Here is a 25,985-nt window from a genome sequence, read left to right as displayed (position 1 = left end):
GTCTACGGAGGCGAAGCCGCCGGCGTAGCTGCGGGCAGTCGTGCCGCTTGGGGCGGCACGGGTGGGCGCAGCGGCACCTCGTAGCGCCGAGTTGCGCGCCCACCCGCCAAGCAGCAGTTCACGCCTCCGGCAGACGCTCCAGCTGTGCCTGGATCCGGGCGATGTCCTCCTCCGCCTTGGCCAGGCGGGTGCGGATCTTGTCCACGACGTGGTCGGGGGCCTTCGCCAGGAACGCCTCGTTGCCGAGCTTGGCGTTCGCCTGCGCCTTCTCCTTCTCCGCCGCCGCGAGGTCCTTCGCGAGACGCTTGCGCTCCGCCGCCACGTCGATCGTGCCGGAGAGGTCGAGGGCGACCTCCGCGCCGGCGACCGGCAGGGTCGCCGTGGCCGTGAAGGCGTCGCCCTCCGGCTGGAGCCGGAGCAGCTGGCGGATGGCGGCCTCGTGCGTCGCGAACGGCGTGCCGTCCAGGGTCAGCCGGGCCGGGACCCGCTGGCCGGGCTGGAGGCCCTGGTCCGCGCGGAAGCGGCGGACCTCGGTGATGACCGACTGGAGGCTCTCGATCTCGCGCTCGGCGTCGGCGTCCCGGAAGCCACCGTCCTTCGGCCAGTCGGCGATGACGACCGACTCGCCGCCGGTGAGGGTGGTCCACAGGGTCTCGGTGACGAACGGGACCACCGGGTGCAGCAGCTTCAGCGTGACGTCGAGGACCTCACCGAGGACGCGCTTGCTGACCTCGGCCGCCTCGCCGCCCGCCTGGAACGTCGTCTTGGACAGCTCGACGTACCAGTCGAAGACCTCGTCCCACGCGAAGTGGAACAGGGCGTCGGACAGCTTCGCGAACTGGTAGTCGTCGTAGTACGCGTCGACTTCCGCGACGACCGTGTTCAGGCGGGAGAGGATCCAGCGGTCCGTCGCGGACATCTTCGACGGGTCCGGCAGCGGGCCGTCCACCGTCGCGCCGTTCATCATCGCGAAGCGCGTCGCGTTCCAGATCTTGTTGGCGAAGTTGCGCGAGCCCTGGACCCACTCCTCGCCGATCGGGACGTCGACGCCGGGGTTCGCACCGCGGGCGAGCGTGAACCGCAGGGCGTCGCTGCCGTACTTGTCCATCCAGTCCAGCGGGTTGACCGCGTTGCCGAAGGACTTCGACATCTTCTTGCCGAACTGGTCGCGGACCATGCCGTGCAGGGCGATGGTGTGGAACGGCGGGGTGCCGTCCATCGCGTACAGGCCGAACATCATCATCCGGGCGACCCAGAAGAAGAGGATGTCGTAGCCGGTGACCAGGACCGAGTTCGGGTAGAACTTCGCGAGCGACTCGGTCTGTTCGGGCCAGCCCAGCGTGGAGAACGGCCACAGGCCGGAGGAGAACCAGGTGTCGAGGACGTCGGTGTCCTGACGCCAGCCCTCTCCGCTCGGCGGCTCCTCGTCGGGGCCGACGCAGACGACCTCGCCGTTCGGGCCGTACCAGACCGGGATGCGGTGGCCCCACCACAACTGCCGCGAGATGCACCAGTCGTGGAGGTTGTCGACCCAGTCGAAGTAGCGCTTCTCCATCTCCTGCGGATGGATCTTGACCTTGCCCTCGCGGACCGCGTCACCCGCCGCCTTCGCGAGCGGGCCGACCTTGACCCACCACTGCATGGACAGGCGCGGCTCGATCGTCGTCTTGCAGCGCGAGCAGTGGCCGACCGAGTGGACGTACGGCCGCTTCTCGGCGACGATCCGGCCCTCGGCGCGCAGCGCGGCGACGATGGCGGAGCGGGCCTCCAGGCGGTCCTGGCCCTGGAAGGGGCCGTGGGCGGTGATGACCGCGTGCTCGTCCATGATCGTCAGGGCCGGGAGGTCGTGGCGCTGGCCGATCTCGAAGTCGTTCGGGTCATGCGCCGGGGTGACCTTGACGGCACCCGTGCCGAACTCCGGGTCGACGTGCTCGTCGGCGACGACCGGGATGGAGCGGTCGGTCAGCGGCAGCTTGACCAGCTTGCCGATCAGGTGCTTGTAGCGCTCGTCCTCGGGGTGGACGGCGACAGCCGTGTCACCGAGCATCGTCTCGGCGCGGGTGGTGGCGACGACGATGGTGTCGTCCCCGTCGCCGTACTTCATGGAGACGAGCTCGCCGTCGTCGTCCTGGTACTCGACCTCGATGTCCGAGATGGCGGTCAGGCACCGGGGGCACCAGTTGATGATGCGCTCGGCGCGGTAGATCAGCTCATCGTCGTAGAGCCGCTTGAAGATGGTCTGGACGGCCTTGGAGAGGCCCTCGTCCATGGTGAAGCGCTCGCGCGACCAGGCGACGCCGTCACCGAGGCGCCGCATCTGTCCGCTGATCTGCCCGCCGGACTCGCCCTTCCACTGCCAGACCCGCTCGACGAAGGCCTCACGGCCCAGGTCGTGCCGGGACTTGTTCTCCTTCGCTAGCTCGCGCTCGACGACGTTCTGCGTGGCGATACCGGCGTGGTCCATGCCGGGCTGCCACAGCGTCTCGTACCCCTGCATCCGCTTACGGCGGGTCAGGGCGTCGATGAGCGTGTGCTCGAAGGCGTGCCCGAGGTGCAGGCTGCCCGTGACGTTCGGCGGCGGGATGACGATCGTGTACGGCGGCTTGTCGCTCTTCTCGTCCGCCTCGAAGTAACCCCGCTCTACCCAGCGCTCGTACAGCGGCCCCTCTACGTCGGCCGGCGCGTACTGGGTCGGCAGGTCGGTGCTGGGCGCTGGTGGCTGCTGCTGAGCGTTCTCGGTCACGGGGGTCAGTTTAGAGGTGTCACCACCCCGTCCCGAAACTCGTTTGGTTTGTAACGGTGGGGGGCCCGATGCCATGCACACGACGGGTCTGCGCCAGGATGTCTCGAACGCACAAGCATCTGGAGGGGAACCCAGAACATGAGTTACAACCAGCCGGGCCCGTACGGCGGGCAGCCCCAGCAGCCCGGACCGTACGGCCAGCCCGGTCCGTACGGCCAGCAGCCGCAGGCGCCCCAGCCCGGCTACGGCTACCCCCAGCAGGCCCCTCCGCCCCAGCCCGGCTACGGCTACCCGCAGCAGCCCCCGCAGGGCGTCCCGCCCCAGCAGGGTTACGGCCAGCAGCCCCCGTACGGCCAGCAGCCGCCCTACGGCCAGGCCCCGTACGGCGTCCCCCAGCCCCCGGCCCCGGGCGGCGGCAAGAAGAAGACGGGCATCATCATCGGCGCGGTCGCGGTGGTCGCGGCGATCGCCGTGGGCGCGTACTTCGTGATCGGCGGGGGCGGTGGCGGTCTGGAGGACGACGGGCCGCACAAGCTCACGACGCCGGCGACGGTGCTCAGCGACTACAAGCGCACCACGAAGGACGGGGCGACCGTCGGCAACGACTCGACGTCGGAGCTGGAGAAGAGCGGCGTCAAGAACGCCAAGTCCGCGGCGGCTCTCTACTCCACGGTGGACATGAGCGACTACGACCCCGACGATCCGTCGTCCGCGGCGAAGATGGCGACGGCCAAGACCCTTTCCGTGGCCGGTGCCTACGGTGAGATCTCCGACCCGGAGGCGACTCTGGACCTGTTCTTCGCCAACTTCAAGAAGTCGGCCGAAAAGGAGTCCGCCACCGCGTCCGGCAAGCCCGAGTTGGTCGGCGAGCCCGAGGCGGCCGACCTCGACGGCGCCGTCATGAAGTGCCAGTCGGTCAAGGGGCAGAACCGGGCGACCCAGAAGGAGCAGACCAACTGGTTCTGCGCGTGGGCCGACTACAGCACGATCGCCATCGTGTCGCCGGGTGACGCGGCGCAGGACGTCACCAAGGACGTGGCGATCGACCTCACCACCAAGGTCCGCGGCGAAGTCCGCGTCAAGGCCTGACACCGGCAACGACGAAGGCGCCCGGCAACTTTGCCGGGCGCCTTCGCGTGCAGTGAGTGACTAGGCCGTCTTCTGCTCTCCCGGCCCCCGCCCCCGCGCATCCCGCGGAATCAGCGTCGGGTTCACGTTCGACTGGACGACGTCCGCCGTGATGACGACCCGGGCCACGTCCTTGCGGGACGGGACCTCGTACATCACACCCTGGAGGACTTCCTCCATGATGGCGCGCAGGCCGCGCGCGCCGGTCTGGCGGAGGATGGCCTGGTCGGCGATGGCTTCGAGGGCCTCGCGCTCGAAGTCCAGCTCCACGCCGTCGAGTTCGAAGAGGCGCTGGTACTGCTTGACCAGCGCGTTGCGCGGCTCGACGAGGATCTGGAGCAGGGCCTCGCGGTCGAGGTTGTGGACCGAGGTGATGACGGGGAGCCGGCCGATGAACTCGGGGATCATGCCGAACTTGACCAGGTCCTCCGGCATGACCTCCTGGAACTGGTCCTTGGACTCCATCTCGCGCTTGGAGCGGATCTGCGCCCCGAAGCCGATGCCCTTGGCGCCGGCGCGGGACTCGATGATCTTCTCCAGGCCGGCGAAGGCACCGCCCACGATGAACAGCACGTTCGTCGTGTCGATCTGGATGAACTCCTGGTGGGGGTGCTTGCGGCCGCCCTGCGGCGGGACCGAGGCCGTGGTGCCCTCGAGGATCTTGAGGAGGGCCTGCTGTACGCCTTCCCCGCTCACGTCGCGCGTGATCGAGGGGTTTTCACTCTTCCTCGCGACCTTGTCGATCTCGTCGATGTAGATGATCCCGGTCTCGGCCTTCTTGACGTCGTAGTCGGCGGCCTGGATCAGCTTGAGCAGGATGTTCTCGACGTCCTCGCCGACATAGCCGGCCTCCGTCAGGGCCGTGGCGTCGGCGATCGCGAAGGGCACGTTGAGCATGCGCGCGAGGGTCTGCGCGAGGAGGGTCTTGCCGGAGCCCGTGGGCCCGAGGAGGAGGATGTTGGACTTCGCCAACTCGATGGCGTCGTCGCGGCCGTTCCCCCCGCCGTTCTCACCGGCCTGGACCCGCTTGTAGTGGTTGTAGACCGCGACGGAGAGGGCCTTCTTGGCGGCCTCCTGGCCGACCACGTACCCCTCGAGGAACTCGTAGATCTCGCGGGGCTTCGGGAGCTCCTCCCAGCGGACCTCGCTGGTCTCGGCCAGCTCCTCCTCGATGATCTCGTTGCAGAGGTCGATGCACTCGTCGCAGATGTACACACCGGGCCCTGCGATGAGCTTCTTGACCTGCTTCTGGCTCTTGCCGCAGAACGAGCACTTGAGCAGATCGCCGCCGTCACCGATGCGTGCCACGGTGTGCTTCCCCTTCGCCTGGGAGACTCCTGGACGGCTACGTCCAAGCGGACTCCTGGTGCTGCCTTATGTCCGACGGTACCTTGCCGGGCCCCTCGTTCGGGCCCCCCTTGGCGCGGTTCGCTTTGACGTGGACCGTCCGAAACCGTGCCAAGGGGCGGCAGACGATACAGCCTCTCGCCTCAGCGCAGGCTCGAGTTGTCCATCTTCCGGGTGGTGATGACCTGGTCGATCAGGCCGTAGCTCAGCGCGTCCTCGGCCGTGAGGATCTTGTCGCGCTCGATGTCCTCGCGGATCTTCTCGATCGTCTGCGTGGAGTGCTTGGCCAGCATCTCCTCCAGCTGCGAGCGCATCCGGAGGATCTCGTTGGCGGCGATCTCCAGGTCGGACACCTGGCCGCGGCCGGTCTCGCTGTACGGCTGGTGGATCAGCACGCGCGCGTTCGGCAGGGCCATGCGCTTGCCCGGCGTACCGGCGGCGAGCAGGACGGCGGCGGCGGATGCCGCCTGGCCCATGCAGACCGTCTGGATGTCCGGCTTCACGTACTGCATCGTGTCGTAGATCGCCGTGAGCGCCGTGAAGGAGCCGCCGGGGCTGTTGATGTAGACCGAGATGTCACGGTCGGGGTCCATCGACTCCAGGCACAGCAGCTGCGCCATGACGTCGTTGGCGGAGGCGTCGTCGATCTGGACGCCGAGGAAGATCACGCGCTCCTCGAAGAGCTTCGCGTACGGGTCGTACTCGCGGATGCCCTGGGAGGTGCGCTCGACGAAGCGCGGGATGACGTAGCGGGACTCGGCCTGCGGGCCGGTGTACTCGCCCTGAGCGGCGCGCATGTCCTGCACGGCGTGCATACGGTCGTAGATCCCACTGCCGGGGAACTGGTTCACGGTGTCTCCTGAAAAGGGCTGAGGCGGTCGGCTGGGGCTGTCTGGGGTCGCGGGGGCCCGGGAGGGGCTCCGTGGGCCTCACGGGGCGCCACAGGCCCCGTGGGGACCTCTCAGGCCCCGGTGCCGCCGCCGCCCGGCATGCCGGCGGCCGTGGGCATGACGTCGTCGATGAGGCCGTACTCCTTGGCCTCGAACGCGTCGAACCAGCGGTCGCGGTCCGAGTCGCGGGTGATCTGCTCGACCGTCTGGCCCGTGTGCTGGGCCGTGAGCTCGGCCATGCGCTTCTTGGTGTGCAGCAGCCGCTCGGCGTGGATCTTGATGTCCGAGGCCGAGCCCGCCAGGCCGGCGGAGGGCTGGTGGATGAGGATCTCGGCGTTCGGCAGCGCGAAGCGCTTGCCCGGGGTGCCGGCGCTGAGCAGGAACTGTCCCATCGAGGCCGCGAGGCCCATGGCGATCGTCACCACGTCGTTCTTGATGTACTGCATGGTGTCGTAGATCGCCATGCCGGCCGTGATCGAACCGCCGGGGCTGTTGATGTACAGGTAGATGTCCTTGTCCGGTTCGGCGGCAAGGAGCAGCAGCTGTGCGGTGATCTTGTTCGCGATGTCGTCGTCGACCGGCTGGCCGAGGAAGATGATCCGCTCGTTGAGCAGCCGGTTGTAGACCTGGTCGCCGAGGCCACCACCGATGGAAGGCTCGCCGGCGGCTGAAGGCATCAGATTCGTCACGTATCCACCTGCTCGTCTTACGACGGCGCCGGGCCGTCTCACGTGTTCCCTGCGGGGCGGGAGCCGTATCGGAGACTCCACTGCCCTGGTATTCATGGACCCTAACGCGCGGGTCCCTTCGGGGAATCCCGGAGATGGGAGTGTTCGCCGGGGGCGTAGCGACTCGGGGGCCGGTAACGCGACGGGCCCCGAGAAACACTGTGTGTCTCGGGGCCCGTCCTCACGGCGTCACGAAGTGCCCGGGGGCTCAGCCCTCGGTCTTCTCCTCGGCGGTCTCGGCCGGGGTCTCCTCGGCGGCGGCCTCCGTGGCCTCGGCCTCGGACTCCTCGTCCTCGTCGTCGAGGTCGATGATCTCGCCGTTGGTGTCCTTGACCGTGGCCTTCTCGACCACGACGGCCAGGGCCTTGCCGCGGGCGACCTCGCCGACCAGGAGCGGGACCTGGCCGCCTTCGACTACGGCCTGGGCGAACTGGTCGGGGGACATGCCGGAGGAGGCGGCACGCCGCATGAGGTGCTCGGTGAGCTCCTCCTGGTTGACGTTGAGCTTCTCCTGCTTGACGAGCTCGTCGAGGACGAACTGGGTCTTGATGCCCTTGACCGCGGCCTCGCGGGTCTCGGTCTCGAACTCCTCCTCGCTCTTGCCCTGGATCTCCAGGTACTTCGCGAGGTCGAGGCCCATCTGGCCGAGCTGGTGGTGCTCGAGGTTGTGCTTGCGCGTGTTGACCTCGTCCTCGAGCAGCTTCTCGGGGACGGGGACCTCGACCAGCTCGAGCAGCTTCTCCAGGACGCGCTCCTGGGCCTGCGTGGCCTGGTCGTACTGCTTCATGTTCTCCAGGCGCTTGCGGCTGTCGGCGCGCAGCTCCTCGATGGTGTCGAACTCGGAGGCGAGCTGCGCGAACTCGTCGTCCAGCTCGGGCAGTTCACGCTTGGCGACCTGGGTGACCTTGACGGTGACCTCGGCCTCCTTGCCGGCGGCGGAGCCGCCCTTGAGCTCGGAGGTGAAGGTGGCCTCGCCACCGGCCTCCAGGCCCTTCACGGCGTCGTCGATGCCGTCCAGCAGCTCGCCGGAGCCGATGGTGTAGGAGACGCCGTTCGCGACGCCGTCCTCGAGGACCTCGCCCTCGACCTTGGCCTCCAGGTCGATCGTCACGACGTCGCCGTCCTCGGCGGCACGCTCGACCGGGGCGGTGGAGGCGAAGCGCTCGCGGAGCTCCTCGACCGCCTTGTCGACGTCCTCCTCGGTGACCTCGACGGCGTCGACCTCGACCTCGATGCCGGAGTAGTCCGGGATCTCGATCGCGGGGCGGATGTCGACCTCGGCGGTGAAGTTCAGCGTCTCGCCGTCCTTCAGCTCCGTGATGTCGACCTCGGGCTGGCCCAGCGGGCTGAGCTCGGCCTCGTTGACCGCGTCGGTGTAGAACTTCGGAAGCGCGTCGTTGACGGCCTCCTCCAGCACCGCACCGCGGCCGAACCGCTGGTCGATGACCCGGGCCGGGACCTTGCCCTTACGGAAGCCCTTCACCGTGACCTGCTGGTTGATCTTCTTGTACGCCGCGTCGAGGCTGTCCTTGAGCTCCTCGAAGGGCACCTCGACAGTGAGCCGAACCCGAGTCGGGTTCAGGGTCTCCACGGCGCTCTTCACGGTTCGGTCTCCTTGTGGCTGACTTCTTGGGTTCTGCCGGTGCCAGAGCGGCCCGGCGGATTTCGCCGCCCGGAGGACTTCAGACGATGAGACACACGGGCGTGCAGCTTGCATAGTAACGGCAGCGACTACACCGCCCAAAAGGCGATCACACGAGTGATCAGGAGACGATCACGCGAGGTGACCGGATGGCTGGTCGGGGTGGCGGGATTTGAACCCACGGCCTTCCGCTCCCAAAGCGGACGCGCTACCAAGCTGCGCCACACCCCGTCTGGTGCGACACGTAGGGTACATGCCGCCAGGCGGTGCGGCCTCCGCATTTCCACAGGGCCTGTGCCGCGTCGGCCACTGGCGGGAATGCGGTGTGCGACGGACGGGCCCGACCCGCTACGATGCCTTCAGTGCCGCGGTCGCCCGACCTGCGGCGCGTGCTGTGCGGGCGTAGCTCAATGGTAGAGCCCTAGTCTTCCAAACTAGCTACGCGGGTTCGATTCCCGTCGCCCGCTCTGAACGGCTCAGGGCCAGGTCGGAGGATCATTCCTCCGCCTGGCCCCGAGCCGTTTGCAGGGGGCGTGTCGTTACGGTGATCGCATGACGCCCGACTCCATCGCACCCGCGGACATCGCGTCGATGCCCAGGATCGAGTTCGCTTTCCCCGGCCCACTGCGCGACCGGCTCGTCGCAGCGATCCTCAACGGTTCGAAGACCTCCACGACCGGACTCGTCGCCGACTACGAGCATGAGGGAGAGCCGCTGCCGGAAGTCGGGAACCGTTCGGTGGTCGTCGACTCGGACCAGCGTCCGGTAGCGGTCGTCGAGGTGACCAGCGTGCGTGTCGTCCCGCTCGCGCAGGTGGATCTCGCGCACGTGACGGATGAGGGGGAAGGGCACACCAGCGTGGCCGAGTGGCGCGAAGGCCACGAGCGGTTCTGGCACAGCGAGGAGATGCGAGCGGCCTTGGGGGACCCCGGCTTCACCGTCGACGACACGACGCCGGCGGTTCTGGAGCGCTTCCGCCTGGTCGCCGACCTTCGCCCCTCCGACGATCAGGTCAGGTAGAAGCCGGCGTCCTCTTCGGACGGCGTCAGGGGGGCGTACTGCCTCAGTTCCCCGCCCCGGATCATCCACAGGCGGAAGAACGATTCCTCCTGGTCCATGACGAGGAGCTGCACCACGTTCGGCTCCCGCCAGGGCGTCTGGGCGACCCGCTTCCTGAGCGCGTCGAGGTCGCAGTGGTTGAGAGCACCCGCCCACACCCGGCACTCGGGCCACTTCCAGCCACCCCATCCGGGGTCCTGGTCGGTGAGGAGGTTGAGGTCGCCGACGCCGGTGGCGTCCGGCTGGCCGCGGTGCGGGGCCTCTTCGCTCAGCCAGGCGCTCAGCACCTCGACGTTGGCCCGGTCGGCGTCAGCGGCCGAGATCATCACGTTGGCAACCCAGCTCATGGCACTCGTTCTAGCTCGCCGGCGCTCGACCGGTCGAGCGATTTCGGCCTGATCCGGCGGTCCGGGGGTTCACAGGTCGCGCACGTCGAGCGTGTACACCGAGCGCTCTCCGTACGGGACGTACAGGGCGTCGCCGACCAGGGTGAGCGGGGCGCCGGAGGTGTTGTCGGCGGGGCCGCTGTCGTCGCGGCCGGAGCGGGTGCCTTCGACCTTGCCGGTGGCGGCGTTCAGGGCGGCCACGCGGCCGCTGGGGGACGCGACGTACACATGAGTGGCGGAGGCGGCCGGGGGGCCCGGCCGTTCCACGGTGGAGTTGCTGTCCCACAGGGTCCGGCCGGTGCGGGGCGAGATCGCGCTGACGCCGCCGCTGGTGCGGGTGAGGTAGACGGTTCCGCGGACCAGGTACGCGCCGGCGGCGTCGGACTGCTCGGCGGGGACCCGTACGGCGGTAAGCGCTCGGGAGGAGACGTCGACCAGGGTGAGGCCGCCGCCCGGCGAGACCGTGTCCGCGAGCACCAGGTGGTCGCCGTCCTGGCCGAGCACGTCCAGGGCGCCCTTCGCCTCGACCGTCCAGCTCGGCTTGCCGGTCGCCGTGCTGAGCTGGGAGACGCTGGTCCGGGCGGTGCCCTTGTGCCACCTGCCGGTCGTGCAGATCAGGTAGGCGCGCTCGGTCGCGGCGCGCAGTCGGCAGTCATCCGCGACCTGGGGTTTCGGGCGCTTCCAGCGGACCTCGCCGGTGTCGGCGTCGAGCAGGGCGTACTGATCGCCCTGGTCGCCGTACAGCGTGATGACGCCTTCGGGGACGGCTGTGGCGCCGCCGTGCTCACCGTCGGGAACGCTCGCCGTCTGGCCGAGGGCCGTCCGGGTGCGCCAGAGCACCTTGCCGGTGTCGGCGGCCAGGGCGGCGACGGTGTAGGTGAACAGCGGGCCGGCGCCGTCCGCCATCTGCCGCTCGTCCGCCTCGTAGGCGTAGACGCGGCCGCGGTCCGTGCCGATGATCGCGCCCTCGTCGAAGGAGGAGCCGTCCGGCGCCGTGGGGTCGACGAACCGGGACCAGGTGTTGCGGCCCGCCGCGAGGTCGAAGCGGGTCGCCATGATCTGGGCACCGGCGCACACCAGGGACGGGCCCACGGAGGTGCAGCGCTGGAAGGAGGAGTCGCGGCCCGGGGCGCGCCCGGCCCACGACGGGGTCTCGGCCTGCGCTGTCCAGGGCTTCCAGCCGGCGGGGAGGTCGGCGGGCTTCGCGGTGGCCGAGGGCGCGGGGTCGCCGCCGCGCGCGCGGACGACGGTTGTGGTGACGACCGCGGCGAGTACGGCGGTCAGGGCGGCCGAGAGCAGCAGCAGGCGGCGTCTGCGGCGACTGCCGGGGCGCGGCGCCTCGGGGGTCGGCGTCGGGGTCGGGGTCCCGGCCGTGTCGCGTGGCCGTTCGTGTCGCTCCGTCCGGGCCCTGCCGGATCTGTGGGGCTGCTGCCCTTCGTCTCCCCGGTGCGGCTGCTCTTCGTCCTGCTCGGCGGGTGCCGCGTCCGGCCATACGGTCCCGGCGGGCTCGGTCGGCCGGGCCTGGGATGAGCCGGTGGTGGGGAGGAGGTGGGCGGCGGGGGCGCTGCCGTCGCGGAGCAGGGTGAGCAGCTGGTCCGCGGTGGGGCGGGACTTGTGGTGCTTCTCCAGGCAGCGGCGGATGACGGGGAGCAGTTCGTCCGGTACGCCGGAGAGTTCCGGTTCGCCCTCGACGACCCGCAGAGCCGTCTCGTAGGGGCTCGGGCTGTCGAAGGGGCCGCGGCGGGTGGCGGCGTGGGTCAGGACCGAGCCGAGGGAGAAGATGTCGGCGGCCGGGCCGACGTCCTGGGGTGAGGCGAACTGCTCCGGGGACATGAAGGGCGGTGTGCCCATGACGCGGCCGGTCTGGGTGAGGACGTCGGAGGCGGCGAACTCGGCGGCGCGGGAGATGCCGAAGTCGATGACGCGGGGGCCGTCGTCGGCGAGCATCACGTTGGCCGGCTTCAGGTCGCGGTGGACGACTCCGGCGCGGTGCATGTCGCGCAGCGCCTCGGCGAGCCCTGCGGCGAGTTCGCGTAGGCGGGGCAGAGGAAGCGGGCCGTGCTCGCGGACGTGGGTGCCGAGGTCGGCGCCCGGGATGTAGAGCGTGGCCATCCAGGGGCGCGGCGCGTCGGCGTCCGCGTCCACGACGGGGGCCGTGAAAGCCCCGCTGACCTGGCGGGCGGCGGCCACCTCGCGGCGGAATCGGGCGCGGAACTCGTCGTCGTCGGCGTACTGGCCGTGCACGACCTTGATCGCGAGGGGTCGGCCGGAGGCCGAACGGGCCAGGTAGACCACACCCATGCCGCCGGAGCCGAGGCGGTCCTCGATGCGGTAACCGCCCACCTCGGCCGGGTCCGAGTCGCGCAGCGCCATCCCCGTACGGTCCCCCCGTCACGCCTGTCCCCTGGTCGGGGAGGAGCGTATCCGCACGCTTCTCGGGCCGGCGGCGGCCCGGTCAGAAGCTGATGGAGTTGATGGTCTCCGCTATCGAGTTGAGGAACCGGTTGATGGACGGGGCCATGCCGGTCGAGGCGAGGAAGAAGCCGAAGAGGATCGCCACGATCGCCGGCCCTGCCTTGATGGATCCCCCTCTCAGCAACACCACAAGGATGATCGCCAACAGCAGCACCACAGACAGTGAAATGGCCACAACTGATCACACCCTCGGTCGGTCCGCTCTCCCGGCCCGGGGACGCAACCCCGCGCACCCCGCCAGAACCATCGTGCCACCAACCCGGCCGGGCTATGCGGCCCGTGACGGATCGACCACGTCACTCGCGCCGGGACCGGTGTGCGCCGCCCGGCCCCAGGGGGCGAACGGCCGGGACTCGTACGGGAATTCGATGAGCCACCCGCACAGGGAATTCGACCGAATCGTTTCCGTGTCCACACAACGCGTTCGCAGCTAATTCGAATTGCCCCCGCAAGTTCCCAACGACCTTGCGGGCAGATGCCGGAGCGGCACGGAAGTGGACATTCCGCCGGAGTCGCCTGCTGGTCTTATGCGCCGCTTAGTCCGGAAGTATCACGACAAGCAGGGCGGGTGTGATGAACACAGTCCGCCGTCCGGCGATGTGTTGGCCATCACTCCCGCAAGGACGTCAACTACCCGAAATCCGGGGTACCCACAGCGAATAGCCAGGATTCACATCCGGCGTTTTACGAATAGCCGCAGGGAACGCTAGGGTGCCTCAGATGTTCCACGCTGCCTCGTCCCCCGCAAGCGCAGCGAGGTCCCGGATCGTCTCCCCGAGCTCCTGGTGGGAGGGTCTGTGACGAACTCGCTGCGACCGAACGGCGACCGCAGGGCGCCACTTCCCCCGGCACAGTCCTCTGCCGACGGAGTGCCGAGCCCGCGCTCGCCGCAGAGCCCCCAGAAGAAGCAGAACGGCAAGCAGCGCGACGCCTTCTTCGACAACGCCAAGTACCTCGCGATCGTGCTCGTGGCCATGGGCCACGCCTGGGAACCGCTCAAGGGCGACAGCCGGATACTCGAGGCCGCGTACCAGGTCGTCTACGCGTTCCACATGCCGGCGTTCATCATCATCTCCGGCTACTTCTCGCGCAGCTTCGACATGCGGCCCGACCGGCTCAAGCGCCTCATCACCGGCGTGGCCGTGCCGTACATCGTCTTCGAGACGGCCTACCCGCTCTTCAAGCGGTTCATCGACAACGATCCGCACCAGGAGATCAGCCTCCTCGACCCCTGGTACCTGACCTGGTTCCTGTGCGCGCTGTTCGTCTGGCGGCTGACCACCCCCATCTGGAAGATGGCGCGCTGGCCGCTGCCGCTCGCGCTCGGCCTCGCCATGCTGGCGACCGTCAGCCCGGAGATCGGTGACGACCTCGACCTCCAGCGCGTGCTCCAGTTCCTGCCGTTCTTCGTGCTGGGCCTGGTGATGAAGCCCGAGCACTTCCACATGGTGCGCCGGCGTTCCGTGCGGATCGCCTCGGTGCCCGTGTTCGCCGTCGCGCTGGCCTTCAGTTGGTGGGCCGTGCCGCGCATGAACACCGCGTGGTTCTACCACCGGGACGCCGCACAGGAACTGGGCGCGCCGTGGTGGACCGGTCCGGTCATGGTGCTCGCGATGTTCGGCTGCTCCCTGGTGCTGACCGCCTGCTTCTTCGCCTGGGTGCCGCGCCGCCACATGTGGTTCACCGCGCTCGGCGCCGGCACGCTCTACGGCTACCTGCTGCACGGCTTCCTGGTGAAGGCCGGCGACTACCAGGGCTGGTTCGAGCCGACGTGGATGCACCAGCCGCTCGGTGAGATCGCCGTGACCATTGCCGCGGCCGCCGTCGTGACGGTGCTGTGCACCAAGCCGGTGCAGCGGGTCTTCCGGTTCGCGATGGAGCCGAAGATGGAGTGGGCCTTCAAGCGGGACGCGGCCGAGGTGGCCCGTGAGCGCCAGAGCGCCGAGCGGCGCGAGCGTGAGAAGGCAACCGTGGGCTGACCGCCTGGGACCAAGACAGTCCAAGGGCCCGCACTCGTCGCGAGTGCGGGCCCTTGAGCTGTCGCGGCCCAGGCGTCTCAGGTCTCAGGGTCTCAGGCACCTCAATTGCCTCAAGCGGGGATTACGAGCCCTTCAGGTGTCTCATCAGGCGCTCGAAGTCCTGCCAGCCCGACAGGTCCGACGGGTCGCCCCGGAACGCGTAGTACAGCGCCGGACGGGTCTTCGGGCCCAGTTCCCGCGGCGCCTCGGGCAGCGGTGTGCGGCGGGCCCGGTCGCCCGGCATCGTGCGGACCTCCTCGGCTCCCAGCACGAACGCGTAGGGCACGCCGGGGCCTTCGAAGCGGGCCGGGACGGACAGGTCGCGGCGGGCCCGGCGGATCTGGACCAGCATCGACTGGAGGTCGTGCCGGGTGGCGAGGCTCTCCGCCGCGACGGCCACGGCGTCCGTCGGGATCTGCTCGCCCGGTCCGTAGCCGAAGACCAGCGTCACGTCCTCCTCCACGCCGGCCTTCGTCCGGGTGATGCGCACCGTCGCGAGGCCCGGCCGCTCCGGCGTGCCGACGACCACCAGCCAGGTCGGCTCGGGCGCCCGCTCGTGGGCCACGTCGGTCAACTGCCGCAGCGACCAGGGGAGGTTGGCCGGCTCCTCGGTGCCCCAGCCCGCCGGTGGCTCACCGGTGACGTCCCGCCAGACGGCTTCCACGGCGCCGCCGAGAACGAGCCGGTCGTCGGCCGGGTGAACGGTGCGGAAGGTGATCGCCAGCTGGCGTTCACCCGTGTCCTGGATGCCCTCCTGGAAGGAGGCGGCGACGGGTGTGCGCGGGTCCTCCGGGGCCGCCTCCGGTGACTCGACCGTCGCGAACAGGCCGTTGCTCCACTGGAGAACCGCTCCGGTCAGACCGTCGTAGTAGCCGTCCCGGTCGTCCTGCACCACCCAGCGGGAGGGCCAGCCCGGCATGCTGCCCCGCACCGCCGGGGAGAGGCGGGTGCCCGCGGGGGTGACGATCTGGAGTCCCAGGCCGGCGTTCCCGGCGGCGCGGAAGGCGTCCGACAGCCAGGCCGTCATCGCGACCACGGGGCGGTCCTGGATGACGACGGCGACCTTGTCGGTGAGCACGTCCACGGCCGGCTGGGCGGCGGCCGGCGCGGGCGCCACCGTCATCCCGTCCGTCTTGACCACGGCCATCGACCACGCGGCCTGCGGCGGCCAGGCCGTCCCGCCGACCAGCGTGGCGATACGGGCGGCGAACGTCCCGGCGAGTTCCTCGGCCTCCTGAACGCCGGTGGTGGCCCGGGCCTCGGTCCACCAGTACGGCACCTCCGGCTCCTGGGCGCCGAGCAGCCGCTCGGCCTCTCCCCTGACCTGCACGAGCAGCGGCGCTTCGACGGAGACGAGCGGGCGGCCCTGCTGGTCGCAGAGCTGCACCACGGCTCCCTCGCCCTCGGTGCCCGCCAGCAGGTCCGGCCCTCCGGAGAGCAGGCCGGCGAGCACGCTCAGCGGGTCGGGCATCTTCTTCGTGAGGGCGATGACATCCTTCGTCACGCGTTTACCTCGTCCCCTCGTAGACGGTCTGGATGAGCCGGCTCGGTTCGCCCCTGCGGACCAGCACACCCCGGCCGGGCGGCTGCGGACCGGCGTACACGCCGGGGAAGAGCTGCCCCTCGCTGCGGTCGCCCGACATCACCAGCGCCGAGGCGCCGGACTCGCGCAGGCTCTGCAGCAGCGGCTCGTACAGGCCCCGGGAGGCGCCCGCGACGCGGCGGGTGAGGACGAAGTGCAGTCCGATGTCGACGGCCGAGGGGATGTACGGCACGAAGGGCGCGAGCGGCTGCTGACCCGCCGTGGTGAGGACGTCGTAGTCGTCGACGAGGATCACGATCCGCGGGCCGGAGAAGCTGCCCGGCTCAAGGTCGGCGCCGTCGGCGGTCTCGTCGGGCAGCCGCTTCTCCAGTTCGGAGGCGATGCCGGCGGCGAGGCCGGCGCACAGCTTGGTGTTGTAGGCGTAGCCGCCCCGGTACTCCTCCGGGATGACGCCGCGCAGGCCCCGGCGCGGGTCGAAGACGCCGAAGACGAGCTCCTTGTCGCCGTAGCGCTCGATCAGGCCGCGGGCGATCACCTTGAGCAGGTTGGTCTTGCCGCACTCGCTGTCGCCCATGATCAGCAGGTGCTGGTCGTGGTGGAACAGGTCGAGCGGGACGGGGGCCAGCTGCGTCTGGTCCAGGCCGACCGGGACGCGGCGCGGTTCGGCCGCCGGGCCGGGCAGCTGGTGCGCCTCCAGCACGTGCGGCAGCACGCGTACCGGCTGGGCGACCTCGCCGGTCCAGGTGGCGCGGATCTGCCGGGCGGTGGTCTCCAGGACCGCGCCGAGGTCGGCGGTGTCGGCGAGGCCGTCGGTGCGGGGCAGGGCGACCTGGGCGAAGAGCTTGCGGTCGGTGAGGACGCGGCCCTTCTCCTCGGGCGAGAGGGTCTCGCCGAGCTTGCGGTCGATGCTGGACTCGCTCGGGTCGTTCAGGCGCAGTTCGACGCGGGTGCCGAACTGGGACTGGGTGGCGATGCGCACGTCGTTCCAGCGCAGCATGCCGGCGACGACGTGGATGCCGTAGCCGCTGCCCCGCTTGAGGATGTCCACGACCGGTTCGTCGAGGTCCTCGAAGTCGTCGCGGAGCGCGCCGAAGCCGTCGATGAGCAGCACGATCTCGGTGCTGGCCAGCTCGGGCACCCGGCCCGCGGCACGCAGGGTGCGCAGCTGCTCCAGCGAGTCGATGCCGTGCACCCGGAACAGTTCCTCGCGCTGGTCGAGCATGGCGCGCACCGAGTCGATGGTGCGGGCCGCGCGCTCCCGGTCGGCCCGGCCGGCGATGCCGCCGACGTGCGGCAGCCCCGACAGGGCCTGCAGGCCACCGCCGACCAGGTCGAGGCCGTAGACGCCCACTTCCTGCGGGGTGTGGGTCAGCGCCAGTGAGAGGGCGAGGGTGCGTAGCAGAGTGGTCTTGCCGGACTGAGGGCCGCCGATGATCGCGGCGTGGCCGCCGGCGAGCGTCAGGTCCAGGTACCACTGGCCCTGCCACTGCCTGGTCGGGTCGTCGATCGTGCCCAGCGGCACCTGGAGCGGTCCGCGGCGCCCCGCGAGCTGCATGCCGCGCGCACCGACCTGCACCGGGCCGGCGACCTTGTCGAGCGGGACCGCGGCGGGCAGCGGGGGCAGCCAGATCTGGCGCACCGCGCGGGCACCGGACCGCTCCAGCTGGTCGATCATCACGCCCATCTCGGTGGGGCCGGTCTCCCGGCGCCGCATCTGCGGCTCATCGGGCGCCTCGGAGTCCCCCTGGCCGAGGGTGTTGTAGGCCTGGTACTCCAGGGCGAGGGGCCCGGTGTCCTCGTCCTCGTGCTGGACGGGGCCGCGGTAGGCGCCGGAGACGTAACTGGCCTTGAACCGCTCGTAGTGGCTGGTGTCGACCTTGAGGTAGCCGAAGCCGGGCAGCGGGGGCAGGTGGAAGGCGTCCGTGCTGTCCAGCACCGTACGGGACTCGTCCGGGGAGAAGGTGCGCAGACCCAGCCGGTACGACAGGTAGGTCTCCAGGCCCTTGAGCTTGCCGGCTTCGATGCGCTGGCTGGACAGCAGCAGGTGCACGCCGATGGACCGGCCGATCCGGCCGATGGACAGGAACAGGTCGATGAAGTCCGGCTTGGCGGTGAGGAGTTCGCCGAACTCGTCGATCACGACGAACAGGTGTGGCAGCGGCTCCAGGTCGGGGCGCTTCTCGGCGCGCAGCGCGGCGTAGTGGCCGATGTCTGCGACGTTGCCCGCGTCCTTGAGCACCTGCTGGCGGCGCTTGACCTCGCCGGCGAGGGAGGCGTGGACGCGCTCGACCAGGCCGGCCTGGTTCTCCAGGTTGGTGATGACACCGGCGACGTGCGGCAGGTGAGCGAACGGGGCGAAGGTGGCGCCGCCCTTGTAGTCGACGAGGACCATGGCCAGGTCCTCCGGCGGGTGCGTGGCGACCAGGGCGAGGACGAGGGTGCGCAGCAGCTCCGACTTGCCGGAGCCGGTGGCGCCGACGCACAGGCCGTGCGGGCCCATGCCCAGCTCGGAGGATTCCTTGAGGTCGAGGAGCACGGGCTCCTTGGCGTCGCTGACGCCGATCGGCACGCGCAGGAAGGCGCGTTCGCCGCGCGGCGCCCACAGCCGGTGGAGGTCGAGTTCGGCCACGTCGTCGATGCCGAGCAGCTGTGCGAAGTCGACGGGGCCGGTGAGCGGAGCGTCGACCATCGACTCCGCGGACAGCCGCAGCGGGGCGAGCATCCGGGCGAGGCCCTCGGCGAAGGGGACGCCGATCTCGTCGACGGTGCCGTGGGCGCTGATCGGCTCCTTCTCGCGCAGGTCCTCGATGACGACGCGCTCGCCGTCGACGGTGATGCGCACGCCCACGCTGCCGGGCTCCTGAACGCGCTGGTCGAGCAGGTGCAGCACGGTGACGCTCATGTCCCGCAGGCCCACCGCGTCGTCGGGGCGCGGCAGGTCCACCGCGTCGGCGCCGTGCGCATCGGCGAGGACGAGCAGCCGGGAGGTCATGGCGAGGGCGTCCTTGCCGGAGAGGCCGCGGCGGACCTCGGCGGCGTAGGAGGCGCGGCGACGCAGTTCGGGGCCGATCTGCCGGGCCAGCTGGGGCAGGGAGGGCGCGATGCGGCGGGCGGCGACGGGGCCGTCGAACTGCTCGGTGTCGAGCAGGTGCGGCAGCCACTTGGCCCACTCCCAGTCGGCGATCCGGTCGCCGGGCACGGCCAGGGCCATGGCCACGTCGTCGGGGGCGTGGGTGGCGGCGGCCTGCGCGATCAGTGCGCGGGCGACGCGCAGGGTGTCCTCGCGCCGGCCGATGACGGTGATGTTGCCGACGCGGTCGAGCGGGACGGTGAGCGGGAGTTCGGTGCCGTTGGCGAAGCGCGCGACCAGGGCGGAGGCCTCGTTCAGCATGAACTCGTCGGGCGGGGTGAGTACGGAGGATCCCGGCGGGGCCACCTTCAGGTCGCGCACCGGCATCTCACCGGTGCCGACGCGGACCCGCAGGAAGTCGGCGTCGAGCCGGCGCCGCTCCCACAGCCGGGCGGGGTCGCGCACGATGTCGTACAGCGCGTCCGGCGGCGGGTTGAGCACCTGGGTGCTCTCGCGCCGCTCGCGCTCCTCCTTCGACAGCTCCTCCCGCAGGTCCTCCAGGTAGGAGAGGTAGGCCTCGCGCTGGGTGCGGCGGGTGCGCTGGGCCTTGCCTCGCTGGGTGAAGAGCATCACGAGCGAGCCGATGACGGTGACGAGGAGGATGATCGCGCCCAGCCCCGCGAACTGGCTGTTGCGCACGACCGTCATCATCACGACGGAGGACATCACGCCGGCGACGGGCAGCAGCGAGGTCGCGATCGAGCCCGTCTTGCCGTCGGGCAGGTTCGGCGGGGCCTCGATGGTGCGCGGTTCGGGGGCGGCCGGGGGCCTGGTGGTCCGGGCCGGCCGGTGGATCAGTCGGGTGCTCATCGTGGTTGACCTGTCCTGTCGGTCCTGGGTTCCCTTCGTGTGTGGGAGGGATCAGCGGCGCTTGTGGGAGAGCTGGAAGGCCTCCGCCGCCAAGCGGGTGGCGGCCTCCCTGGTGTCCCGTGCGAGCAGCTCAGTGCGGATCGTGCCGCCGGCCGCCAGATGCCGGTCGTAGGGCAGGACCCGCACGCTCGCCCCCGTCGCCTTCAGCTGCTCGGCCGCCTTCTCCAAGTCGATGCCGGCGTGCGGCACGGTCTCGGTGAGCACGACGACGGTGGAGGTGGTGATGTCCCGGGGCAGCCCGCGCATCCACTCCAGGACCGCGTGCGTGCTGGCGATGCCCTCCAGCGTCGCGGGGACCGTGAGGATCCGGGCCTGGGCGGCGGACAGGGCGGTACGGGCGACCTCGGCGGGCAGCGTCTCGCAGTCGGCGACAGTCACGCCGAAGTAGCGGCGCATCGCCACCATGATCCGCTCATAGCCCTTGGTGTCGAGCATGGCCCCGACCTGTCCCTGGCTGCCGGGCAGCAGCCAGGCGTTCTCGGGCAGTTGGACGAGGTAGCCGGTGATGTCGAGGAGCGTCATCTGCGGTTCGACGACGTCGGCGAGGTCGCCGGTGGTCCAGCGCAGGCTCTCCGCGCCGAGCCGCAGCGGCAGCGAGCCGAGCGCCGGGTCGGCCTCGACGGCCAGGACGGGGTCCTGGCGGTAGTGGGCGTAGGTGGCGGTCAGCAGCGCGGCGACCGTCGTCTTGCCGGAGCCGCCGCGGATCGACGTCACCGCTATCTGGCGGCCGGTGGTGACCGGCTGCTGGAGGATCTCGGCGGTCGCGGTGGTCTCTGCCACCTCACGGGCCGCGGAGGAGGAAACGGTACGGCGTACGGCCCTCAGGGCGCGCGCGGCGAACGGCTCCCCGCGCCGGGGTCCCCTGCCCGCCCCGGCGAGCTTCTGGTCCAGGACCGGACGGCTGTCGGGGGTGGAACGGGAGGCGCGGGCGCGGGGCGCGGGGGGCTGCTGCGCGTACTGCTGCGGCTGGGGCTGCTCCTGCTGGGCCGGCTGCTGCTCGGCCGCGTGCCGTTCGGCGTAGGCCTGCTGTTCGGCGTAGGCCTGCTGCTGGGCGTGCTGGTGCTGCTGCTGTTCCGTGTACGCCTGCTGGTGCTGCTCGGCGTAAGCCTGCCGCTCGGCGTACGCCTGCTGCCGGGCATAGGCCTGCTGTTCGGCGTAGGCCTGCTGTTCGGCGTAGGCCTGCTGGGCGTAGGCCGGGTCGGGGTAAGGCTGCTGTCCCTGCGCGGGATAGGCCTGCCGTTGCGCGGCCGCGTACTGCTCGGCGTAGGCCTGCTGTTGCGCGTGCTGCTGCTCGGCGGGCGTGGGCTGCTGGTACTGCTGCGGGTAGCCGTAGGCCGGTGCCGGCCCCTGTTCTCCCTGCCCGTGCCCGTGTCCGTGTCCGTGCCCCTGTCCCTGTCCCTGAGCCTGGGCCTGGGCGTACTGACCGGCTGTGCCCTGCTGGGCGGCGTGCGCCTGCCGCGCCTCCGGCCCCTGTCCCTGCTGCGGGGCCGCCTGCTGTGCCGCCGCCTGCCGCTGGGACGTCTGCTGCGGCTGCTGGGGCGTGCCGCCCCTCAGATCGCGCAGCACGTCGTTCTGCCAGTTGTCCCCGCTCGGCATGTCGCCCTTCTCTCCTGCCGCATCCCGCCGTGTCGTTCCGCGGGAGCGACAGGGTGGGCGTCTGGTCTTCGAAGCCTCAGAACTTGTTGAGCAACTGCCCGTAGATGCCGAACGCCCCGATGGCGAGCGGGAACAGCCCGATCACGCCGAGGGACTCGATCAGGTCGGCGAACCTGCGCAGCCGCACCCGGACGTGGTCGGGCGGCTCGATGCCCAGGGCCAGCAGCGGCAGCAGTGCCGCGGCGCCCAGCAGCACGAGCGCGCCGGCGCCCCCGGCGTGGTCCAGCCACAGCACCGCGAGCCGTACGACGAGGAGCGCGGCCGCCGCGAACAGCGCCACGACCTCGGCGACCAGGGGGAAGGCCCGCGCCCGGGACAGCAGGACGACGGCCACGAGCGAGGCGAGGCCCACCGTCCAGACCGTCGGCTCCTTCGCGGTGGTCAGCATCCAGCCACCGAGGGCGGCGGACGCCGCGGTGACGATGGTGGCGAGGGCGAGCCCGCGGTGGGTGGCGGCGAGGGCGTTGGCGACCTGGTGGCGGCTCACGGACGTCCCCGTGGAGCGCTTGTCGTCCAGGGCGGTGAGTCCCGAGGCCATCAGCGCGAACCGGGGCAGCAGCCCGAGCAGGATGATGGAGAACACGGCCATCACGGCGCCGATCCGGTCCGCCCGGTCCTGGAGGAGGGCGACCGCCTCCCACACCAGGGCGACGACGACGATCGCCCCGGCCCCGATCAGCCCGCCCTTGCCGAGCGGCGAGCAGTAGGCCAGCAGCACGAGGGTGACGACCAGTGCGGCGGCGATACCGGCCAGCCGGGCCGTCCCGCCCCAGTCGTAGGCGTCGGCGGCGGTCCAGGCAGTCAGCAGGCCGAGCCCGCCGGCGGCGAGCAGCAGCGCGGTGGCCAGGCCCTGGTTGCCCCGGCCGATCCGGGCGATGGCCGCGCCGGCGATCAGGAACAGGGCGGTGACGACCGCGAGCCCGGTGGTGACGGACTCCAGCGAGAACTCCTGCCGGGCCAGGACGGCCGCGGCCACGGCGAACACCACGGTGGCCACGCCGGCGCTGATGCGGCGGGCGGCCGGGCGCCAGCGCCAGGTCCTCAGGTCGAGGTCGTCCGCGACCTGGTCGGTGACGTCGTGCACGACCGGCGCCGGCGGTGCGGCATGGGCCCGGACGAGGCGGAGCACGGCGCCGTCGGGCACCTCGGCCGACGCCAGCGTCGCGTCATGGGGCAGCGCCGATCCGTCGGACGTGATCAGCTGCCGGGTGGTCGGCCGGGTGGCGGCCCGGTCGTCCAGCAACTGGAGTATGTCCGGGAGCAGTTGGCCGATCGGTGTGTCCGACGGCAGGACCAGGTCGGCTCGTCGTCGCTCGCCGATCAGAGTGACCCGGCTCAGCTGGGTCCGAGACATCGTTGCTGCGCTCACCACTCACCGGAACCTATCATCGCGTTTTTTCCGCCACGGCCGCGCTGCGATCCGCTCGCTCCGGCCGTGCACGCCCCGTTCACTGTTTCTCCGCACCCTTGCCGCCGGCACCGCTCGCGGAGGCGCCGGGCGTCGGGTTGTACAGCTGCTCCTGCTGCTGTTGCTGCTTCTTCTCCTCGGCCTTCTGCTTCGCCAGCGTGGCCTGGAGGAAGGACCAGCCGATGCAGCCGGCGCACAGTACGGCGGCGATCGCGATGCCCGCGAAGACCTTGCCGAACCGCTCGTCCGCCGTCCGCCGCGCGCGCTGCGTGCCGAACAGCAGCGCGTCGCGCATCCGGCGCCGGCGCACCGCCACCGACTCCAGCAGCTGGCTGTCGTAGTCCCGTGCCATTCAGTCGTCCCGTGCCTTGTTGATGCGTGGTCAGTCGCCCGGGGCCAGGCCCAGGTGCTTCCGCAGGGCGGCGTACTTCCGCGTGAGCCGCCGGGCGGTGTGCTCGTCGAGTGCGGCGAGGCGGTGGGGGTCGGCGTTGTGCGCGAGGTCGGCCGCCTTGACCAGCCGGGCGCCCGGGGTGGCCAGGATCCGGTGTGCGTACGCCTCCGGCTCCTCGTCCGGCCGCCTGGTCATGGCCCGTACGACGTCCTTGGTCTGCTGCGTGAGGGCGGCCGCGTCGAGCCACTCCTCGCTGAGGACGCCGTCCTCCAGCGCGTCGTGCAGCCAGGCGGCGGCCACCAGTTCGTCGTTCCCGCCCCGGGCGCGCACGCCGTCGGCGACGGCCGACAGATGCTCGGCGTACGGCCGCCCGGCCTTGTCCGTCTGCCCGGCGTGCGCGGTGCGAGCGACGGCCTCGACCTCGGCGAGACTCATCTCCTGCGGCATGCGATCCCCCTAGCTTCGCATCCGCAACATAAGACACGGACGCGCCACGCGTACAACCGGGGTGCGGCTCCCCCACGCGTCTTCACACACCGCCCGACAGCCCTGTCACGATCATGAAGAGCACCCACAGTGCGGGGATGAGCGCGATGTACGCCCGGGGCCGTCGCCGCACGGGGACGCCGGGGTCGTAGCGCGGGCCGAGCATGCCCGGCCCCGGCGCGGGGAGTTGCTTCACCCTGCGCACGGCCAGGACGTTGCGGACCAGCGTCAACGGCGCGAAGACGAAGAGGGACAGGGGGCTCCACCAGCCCCAGGCGAGCGTGTGGGTGGTCAGCGCGCGATACACGGCCAGCCCGCAGGTCATGCACATCGGACCGTCCGTCTTCCGGAATCCCATGAGGACGACGAGGCCGCGGTGCGCGCGGAACGCGACGTCCGCGGCGGGAGAGCCTCCGCAGAACCTGCACATGGGGAGGGACGGATCCGGGGGTTCCGGAAGGTCCTGTTCCGGAAGACGGCGGGGCTCAGGGCCCTCGGGACGGGCTACGGCCGGGGGTGCGGGCTGCGCGGCGGCGGGGTCGGCGTACCAGGCGCGGAGCGATGCGACGACGGCGTCCAGGAGGCCGCTCTTGAGGGCCTCGTCGATGGTCCCGTCGCAGAACTTCTCGCCGCGCACCACGGCGGTGGCGGCCCGCACGGCGTCGGCGGGCCGCAGCCCGCCCTCCGGGGGGAGCGTGGGCATGGGGTTGTCCATCCACCGGTGCTCGGACGTGACGGCTCCGACCCCCTGCAGGGCATGCACGGCCCGGTACACGCCCTCGCTGTACATGGGGAACGGCACATGGATGGCACCGCTCGGCGACTTCTGCCCACCGCCCCACTCCACGTCCCGGTCCTCGTCCGTGAGCGCGTCGAAGGCCTCGGCGAGTTCCCGCCACGCCTCGGCGTCGTCGCGGTCGAGCTGGGCGAGGAGGCGCTGGTCGTCGGCCGGGGTGACGACGCGGGCGAGTTCCTCGACGGCGTCGGCGCCGGCGGCTTCGGTGACGGGTCCGACGCCGGGTTCGTGGCTGAGCAGGTTGAGCACACCGAGGGGCGTGAGCCCACGCTCGCGAGCCTCCCGGATCCGGCCGTACCACTCCGTCCCCGCGTCGTAGGCACTGCTGCTGCTCGCCCGCCGGTTGATCCACTCGACGTCGTCGGCGTCCACGGCTGCCCAGGCGTATCCGATCACCTCGCCGTCGGGGGCGGTGACGGTGATGTAGTGCACGGGGTTGGTCATGCTGTTGTCTTCACTCGCTCTGCGCCAGGGCTTCGACGGCGGCGGCGTTCGGGGCGTCGGTGAGAGAGTCCGCGAGACCACGGCCCTTGCCTGCGGGCTCCGGGTCAGCCAGCAACTCGGCGAGGGCCTGAGACGGAAGAAGCCCCCGCTCCTTGGCACTGCGCAGCCGACGGATCCTGAAGCCACCCTCGTTCACCGCATGAGGGCCGCCGGCCTGCCGCGGTTCCCATCCAGCGGCGTCGTCCTCGTCACCGGCCCACAGGTAACCGAGCACTGCACCGTTCTCCTTGTCGGCCACGGTGATATACCGCACCGGCTTGTCGGTGTGGTTCCGGTAGCGCGGCGGACCCGAGACGAAGTTGAGGTGCATGTCCTCGGCGAAGCGCGGGTTGACCGGTCGTTCACTGCTCATGAGTCCACGTTTCTCCGTGCTCCGGATCCCGGAACCGCGTGACTCTGCCGACCGTCGTTCGTGCCGCGCGCCAGCTCGGCGAGGAGGACAGTGGGGGCGAGCTGCCGGGCCTTGCCCGCCCGCAGAGCCCGCACCCACCTGCCACCGGCGTTGACGGCGTTGGCCGACAGACCCGGCGGCACGACCCAGCCGGCCGCGTCGTCCTCGTCGTTCGCCCACACGTACCCGAGGGCCGTACCGGCTCGGTCCATGACGGCTGCTTACTGCACCGGATTGTCGGTGGTCCCGGCATAGCGCGGTGGGCTGTCGGCTTCCTCCCACTGCAATGATTCGGTGATAAGCGGAGGCACGTACGGTTCCCGGCTCATGATGGTGCCCACCTGCTCCTTGAGAGCGGCAAGCACCGGCGCCTCGGGCATGCCTTCACTCACCG

The 25,985-nt window shown here is 70.8% G+C and carries 21 protein-coding genes and 2 tRNA genes; 4 read left to right on the top strand and 19 right to left on the bottom strand.

The window, feature by feature from the left end; translation table 11 throughout:
- Positions 1 to 118: 118 nt before the first annotated feature.
- Positions 119 to 2,743: a valine--tRNA ligase gene (locus MQE23_RS29590; protein ID WP_243380746.1), complete on the bottom strand. Its 2,625-nt coding sequence runs from the start codon at positions 2,741 to 2,743 to the stop codon at positions 119 to 121.
- Positions 2,744 to 2,881: 138 nt separating this feature from the next.
- Between MQE23_RS29590 and MQE23_RS29585 the strand changes: the two genes are divergently transcribed.
- A complete protein-coding gene (locus tag MQE23_RS29585) occupies positions 2,882 to 3,832 on the top strand; it encodes a hypothetical protein (protein WP_020271911.1) in 951 nt (316 codons plus the stop codon).
- 60 nt (positions 3,833 to 3,892) lie between these two features.
- Here MQE23_RS29585 and clpX read toward each other — a convergent pair whose 3' ends face one another.
- From clpX to MQE23_RS29560, 5 genes are all read right to left on the bottom strand, one after another.
- Positions 3,893 to 5,179: an ATP-dependent Clp protease ATP-binding subunit ClpX gene (clpX, locus tag MQE23_RS29580; protein ID WP_020271910.1), complete on the bottom strand. Its 1,287-nt coding sequence runs from the start codon at positions 5,177 to 5,179 to the stop codon at positions 3,893 to 3,895.
- Positions 5,180 to 5,361: 182 nt separating this feature from the next.
- Positions 5,362 to 6,069 (bottom strand): ATP-dependent Clp protease proteolytic subunit, encoded by a 708-nt coding sequence (locus MQE23_RS29575; RefSeq protein WP_020271909.1) that lies wholly within the window; start codon positions 6,067 to 6,069, stop codon positions 5,362 to 5,364.
- Positions 6,070 to 6,179: 110 nt separating this feature from the next.
- Entirely contained in the window at positions 6,180 to 6,785 is a 606-nt protein-coding gene (locus tag MQE23_RS29570; RefSeq protein WP_010041894.1) for an ATP-dependent Clp protease proteolytic subunit, read from the bottom strand.
- A gap of 259 nt (positions 6,786 to 7,044) precedes the next feature.
- Complete coding sequence (gene tig, locus MQE23_RS29565) at positions 7,045 to 8,439, bottom strand: trigger factor (protein ID WP_243380745.1); 1,395 nt, start codon at positions 8,437 to 8,439, stop codon at positions 7,045 to 7,047.
- Positions 8,440 to 8,632: 193 nt separating this feature from the next.
- Positions 8,633 to 8,709 (bottom strand) — tRNA-Pro (locus MQE23_RS29560).
- Positions 8,710 to 8,874: 165 nt separating this feature from the next.
- Between MQE23_RS29560 and MQE23_RS29555 the strand changes: the two genes are divergently transcribed.
- Together MQE23_RS29555 and MQE23_RS29550 are read left to right on the top strand one after the other, a co-directional pair.
- A tRNA-Gly gene (locus MQE23_RS29555) sits at positions 8,875 to 8,945 on the top strand.
- An 85-nt stretch (positions 8,946 to 9,030) separates the two neighbouring features.
- Complete coding sequence (locus tag MQE23_RS29550; RefSeq protein ID WP_020271905.1) at positions 9,031 to 9,498, top strand: ASCH domain-containing protein; 468 nt, start codon at positions 9,031 to 9,033, stop codon at positions 9,496 to 9,498.
- Here the strand turns inward: MQE23_RS29550 and MQE23_RS29545 are convergent.
- From MQE23_RS29545 to MQE23_RS29535, 3 genes are all read right to left on the bottom strand, one after another.
- Positions 9,486 to 9,884, bottom strand: coding sequence for a squamosa promoter-binding protein 15 (locus MQE23_RS29545; protein ID WP_243380744.1), 399 nt, complete (start codon positions 9,882 to 9,884; stop codon positions 9,486 to 9,488). The genes MQE23_RS29550 and MQE23_RS29545 overlap by 13 nt on opposite strands.
- A gap of 69 nt (positions 9,885 to 9,953) precedes the next feature.
- Entirely contained in the window at positions 9,954 to 12,296 is a 2,343-nt protein-coding gene (locus tag MQE23_RS29540; protein WP_243380743.1) for a serine/threonine-protein kinase, read from the bottom strand.
- Between the two features lie 82 nt (positions 12,297 to 12,378).
- A complete protein-coding gene (locus MQE23_RS29535; RefSeq protein ID WP_010041885.1) occupies positions 12,379 to 12,573 on the bottom strand; it encodes a hypothetical protein in 195 nt (64 codons plus the stop codon).
- 622 nt (positions 12,574 to 13,195) lie between these two features.
- Here MQE23_RS29535 and MQE23_RS29530 point away from each other — a divergent pair.
- On the top strand, positions 13,196 to 14,377 hold the full coding sequence (locus tag MQE23_RS29530; protein WP_243380742.1) for an acyltransferase family protein: 1,182 nt from the start codon (positions 13,196 to 13,198) through the stop codon (positions 14,375 to 14,377).
- Between the two features lie 121 nt (positions 14,378 to 14,498).
- On the opposite strand, the gene MQE23_RS29525 is transcribed toward MQE23_RS29530, so the two are convergent.
- From MQE23_RS29525 to MQE23_RS29480, 10 genes are all read right to left on the bottom strand, one after another.
- A complete protein-coding gene (locus MQE23_RS29525) occupies positions 14,499 to 15,920 on the bottom strand; it encodes a DUF6177 family protein (RefSeq protein WP_243380741.1) in 1,422 nt (473 codons plus the stop codon).
- A 4-nt stretch (positions 15,921 to 15,924) separates the two neighbouring features.
- Positions 15,925 to 19,899: a type VII secretion protein EccCa gene (eccCa, locus tag MQE23_RS29520; protein WP_243380740.1), complete on the bottom strand. Its 3,975-nt coding sequence runs from the start codon at positions 19,897 to 19,899 to the stop codon at positions 15,925 to 15,927.
- 51 nt (positions 19,900 to 19,950) lie between these two features.
- Positions 19,951 to 21,555, bottom strand: a complete 1,605-nt coding sequence (locus tag MQE23_RS29515) for a MinD/ParA family protein (protein WP_243380739.1) — start codon at positions 21,553 to 21,555, stop codon at positions 19,951 to 19,953.
- A 76-nt stretch (positions 21,556 to 21,631) separates the two neighbouring features.
- Positions 21,632 to 22,969: a type VII secretion integral membrane protein EccD gene (eccD, locus tag MQE23_RS29510; protein WP_020271894.1), complete on the bottom strand. Its 1,338-nt coding sequence runs from the start codon at positions 22,967 to 22,969 to the stop codon at positions 21,632 to 21,634.
- 94 nt (positions 22,970 to 23,063) lie between these two features.
- Positions 23,064 to 23,375: a hypothetical protein gene (locus tag MQE23_RS29505; RefSeq protein ID WP_020271893.1), complete on the bottom strand. Its 312-nt coding sequence runs from the start codon at positions 23,373 to 23,375 to the stop codon at positions 23,064 to 23,066.
- 30 nt (positions 23,376 to 23,405) lie between these two features.
- On the bottom strand, positions 23,406 to 23,861 hold the full coding sequence (locus MQE23_RS29500; RefSeq protein WP_243380738.1) for a phosphohydrolase: 456 nt from the start codon (positions 23,859 to 23,861) through the stop codon (positions 23,406 to 23,408).
- 82 nt (positions 23,862 to 23,943) lie between these two features.
- A complete protein-coding gene (locus MQE23_RS29495; RefSeq protein WP_243380737.1) occupies positions 23,944 to 25,140 on the bottom strand; it encodes a DUF6508 domain-containing protein in 1,197 nt (398 codons plus the stop codon).
- A 10-nt stretch (positions 25,141 to 25,150) separates the two neighbouring features.
- Positions 25,151 to 25,552: a hypothetical protein gene (locus MQE23_RS29490; protein WP_020271891.1), complete on the bottom strand. Its 402-nt coding sequence runs from the start codon at positions 25,550 to 25,552 to the stop codon at positions 25,151 to 25,153.
- Positions 25,549 to 25,803, bottom strand: coding sequence for a hypothetical protein (locus MQE23_RS29485; protein WP_020271890.1), 255 nt, complete (start codon positions 25,801 to 25,803; stop codon positions 25,549 to 25,551). Before MQE23_RS29485 ends, MQE23_RS29490 begins: the two co-directional genes overlap by 4 nt.
- A gap of 9 nt (positions 25,804 to 25,812) precedes the next feature.
- Complete coding sequence (locus tag MQE23_RS29480; protein ID WP_243380736.1) at positions 25,813 to 25,983, bottom strand: hypothetical protein; 171 nt, start codon at positions 25,981 to 25,983, stop codon at positions 25,813 to 25,815.
- Positions 25,984 to 25,985: the final 2 nt, after the last annotated feature.

Origin of the sequence: Streptomyces sp. HP-A2021, assembly GCF_022807935.1 — a bacterium.
Classification (GTDB): domain Bacteria; phylum Actinomycetota; class Actinomycetes; order Streptomycetales; family Streptomycetaceae; genus Streptomyces; species Streptomyces afghaniensis.
The sequence above is the reverse complement of the archived record's forward strand: the minus strand, read 5'-3'. Positions and strand labels throughout refer to the sequence as shown.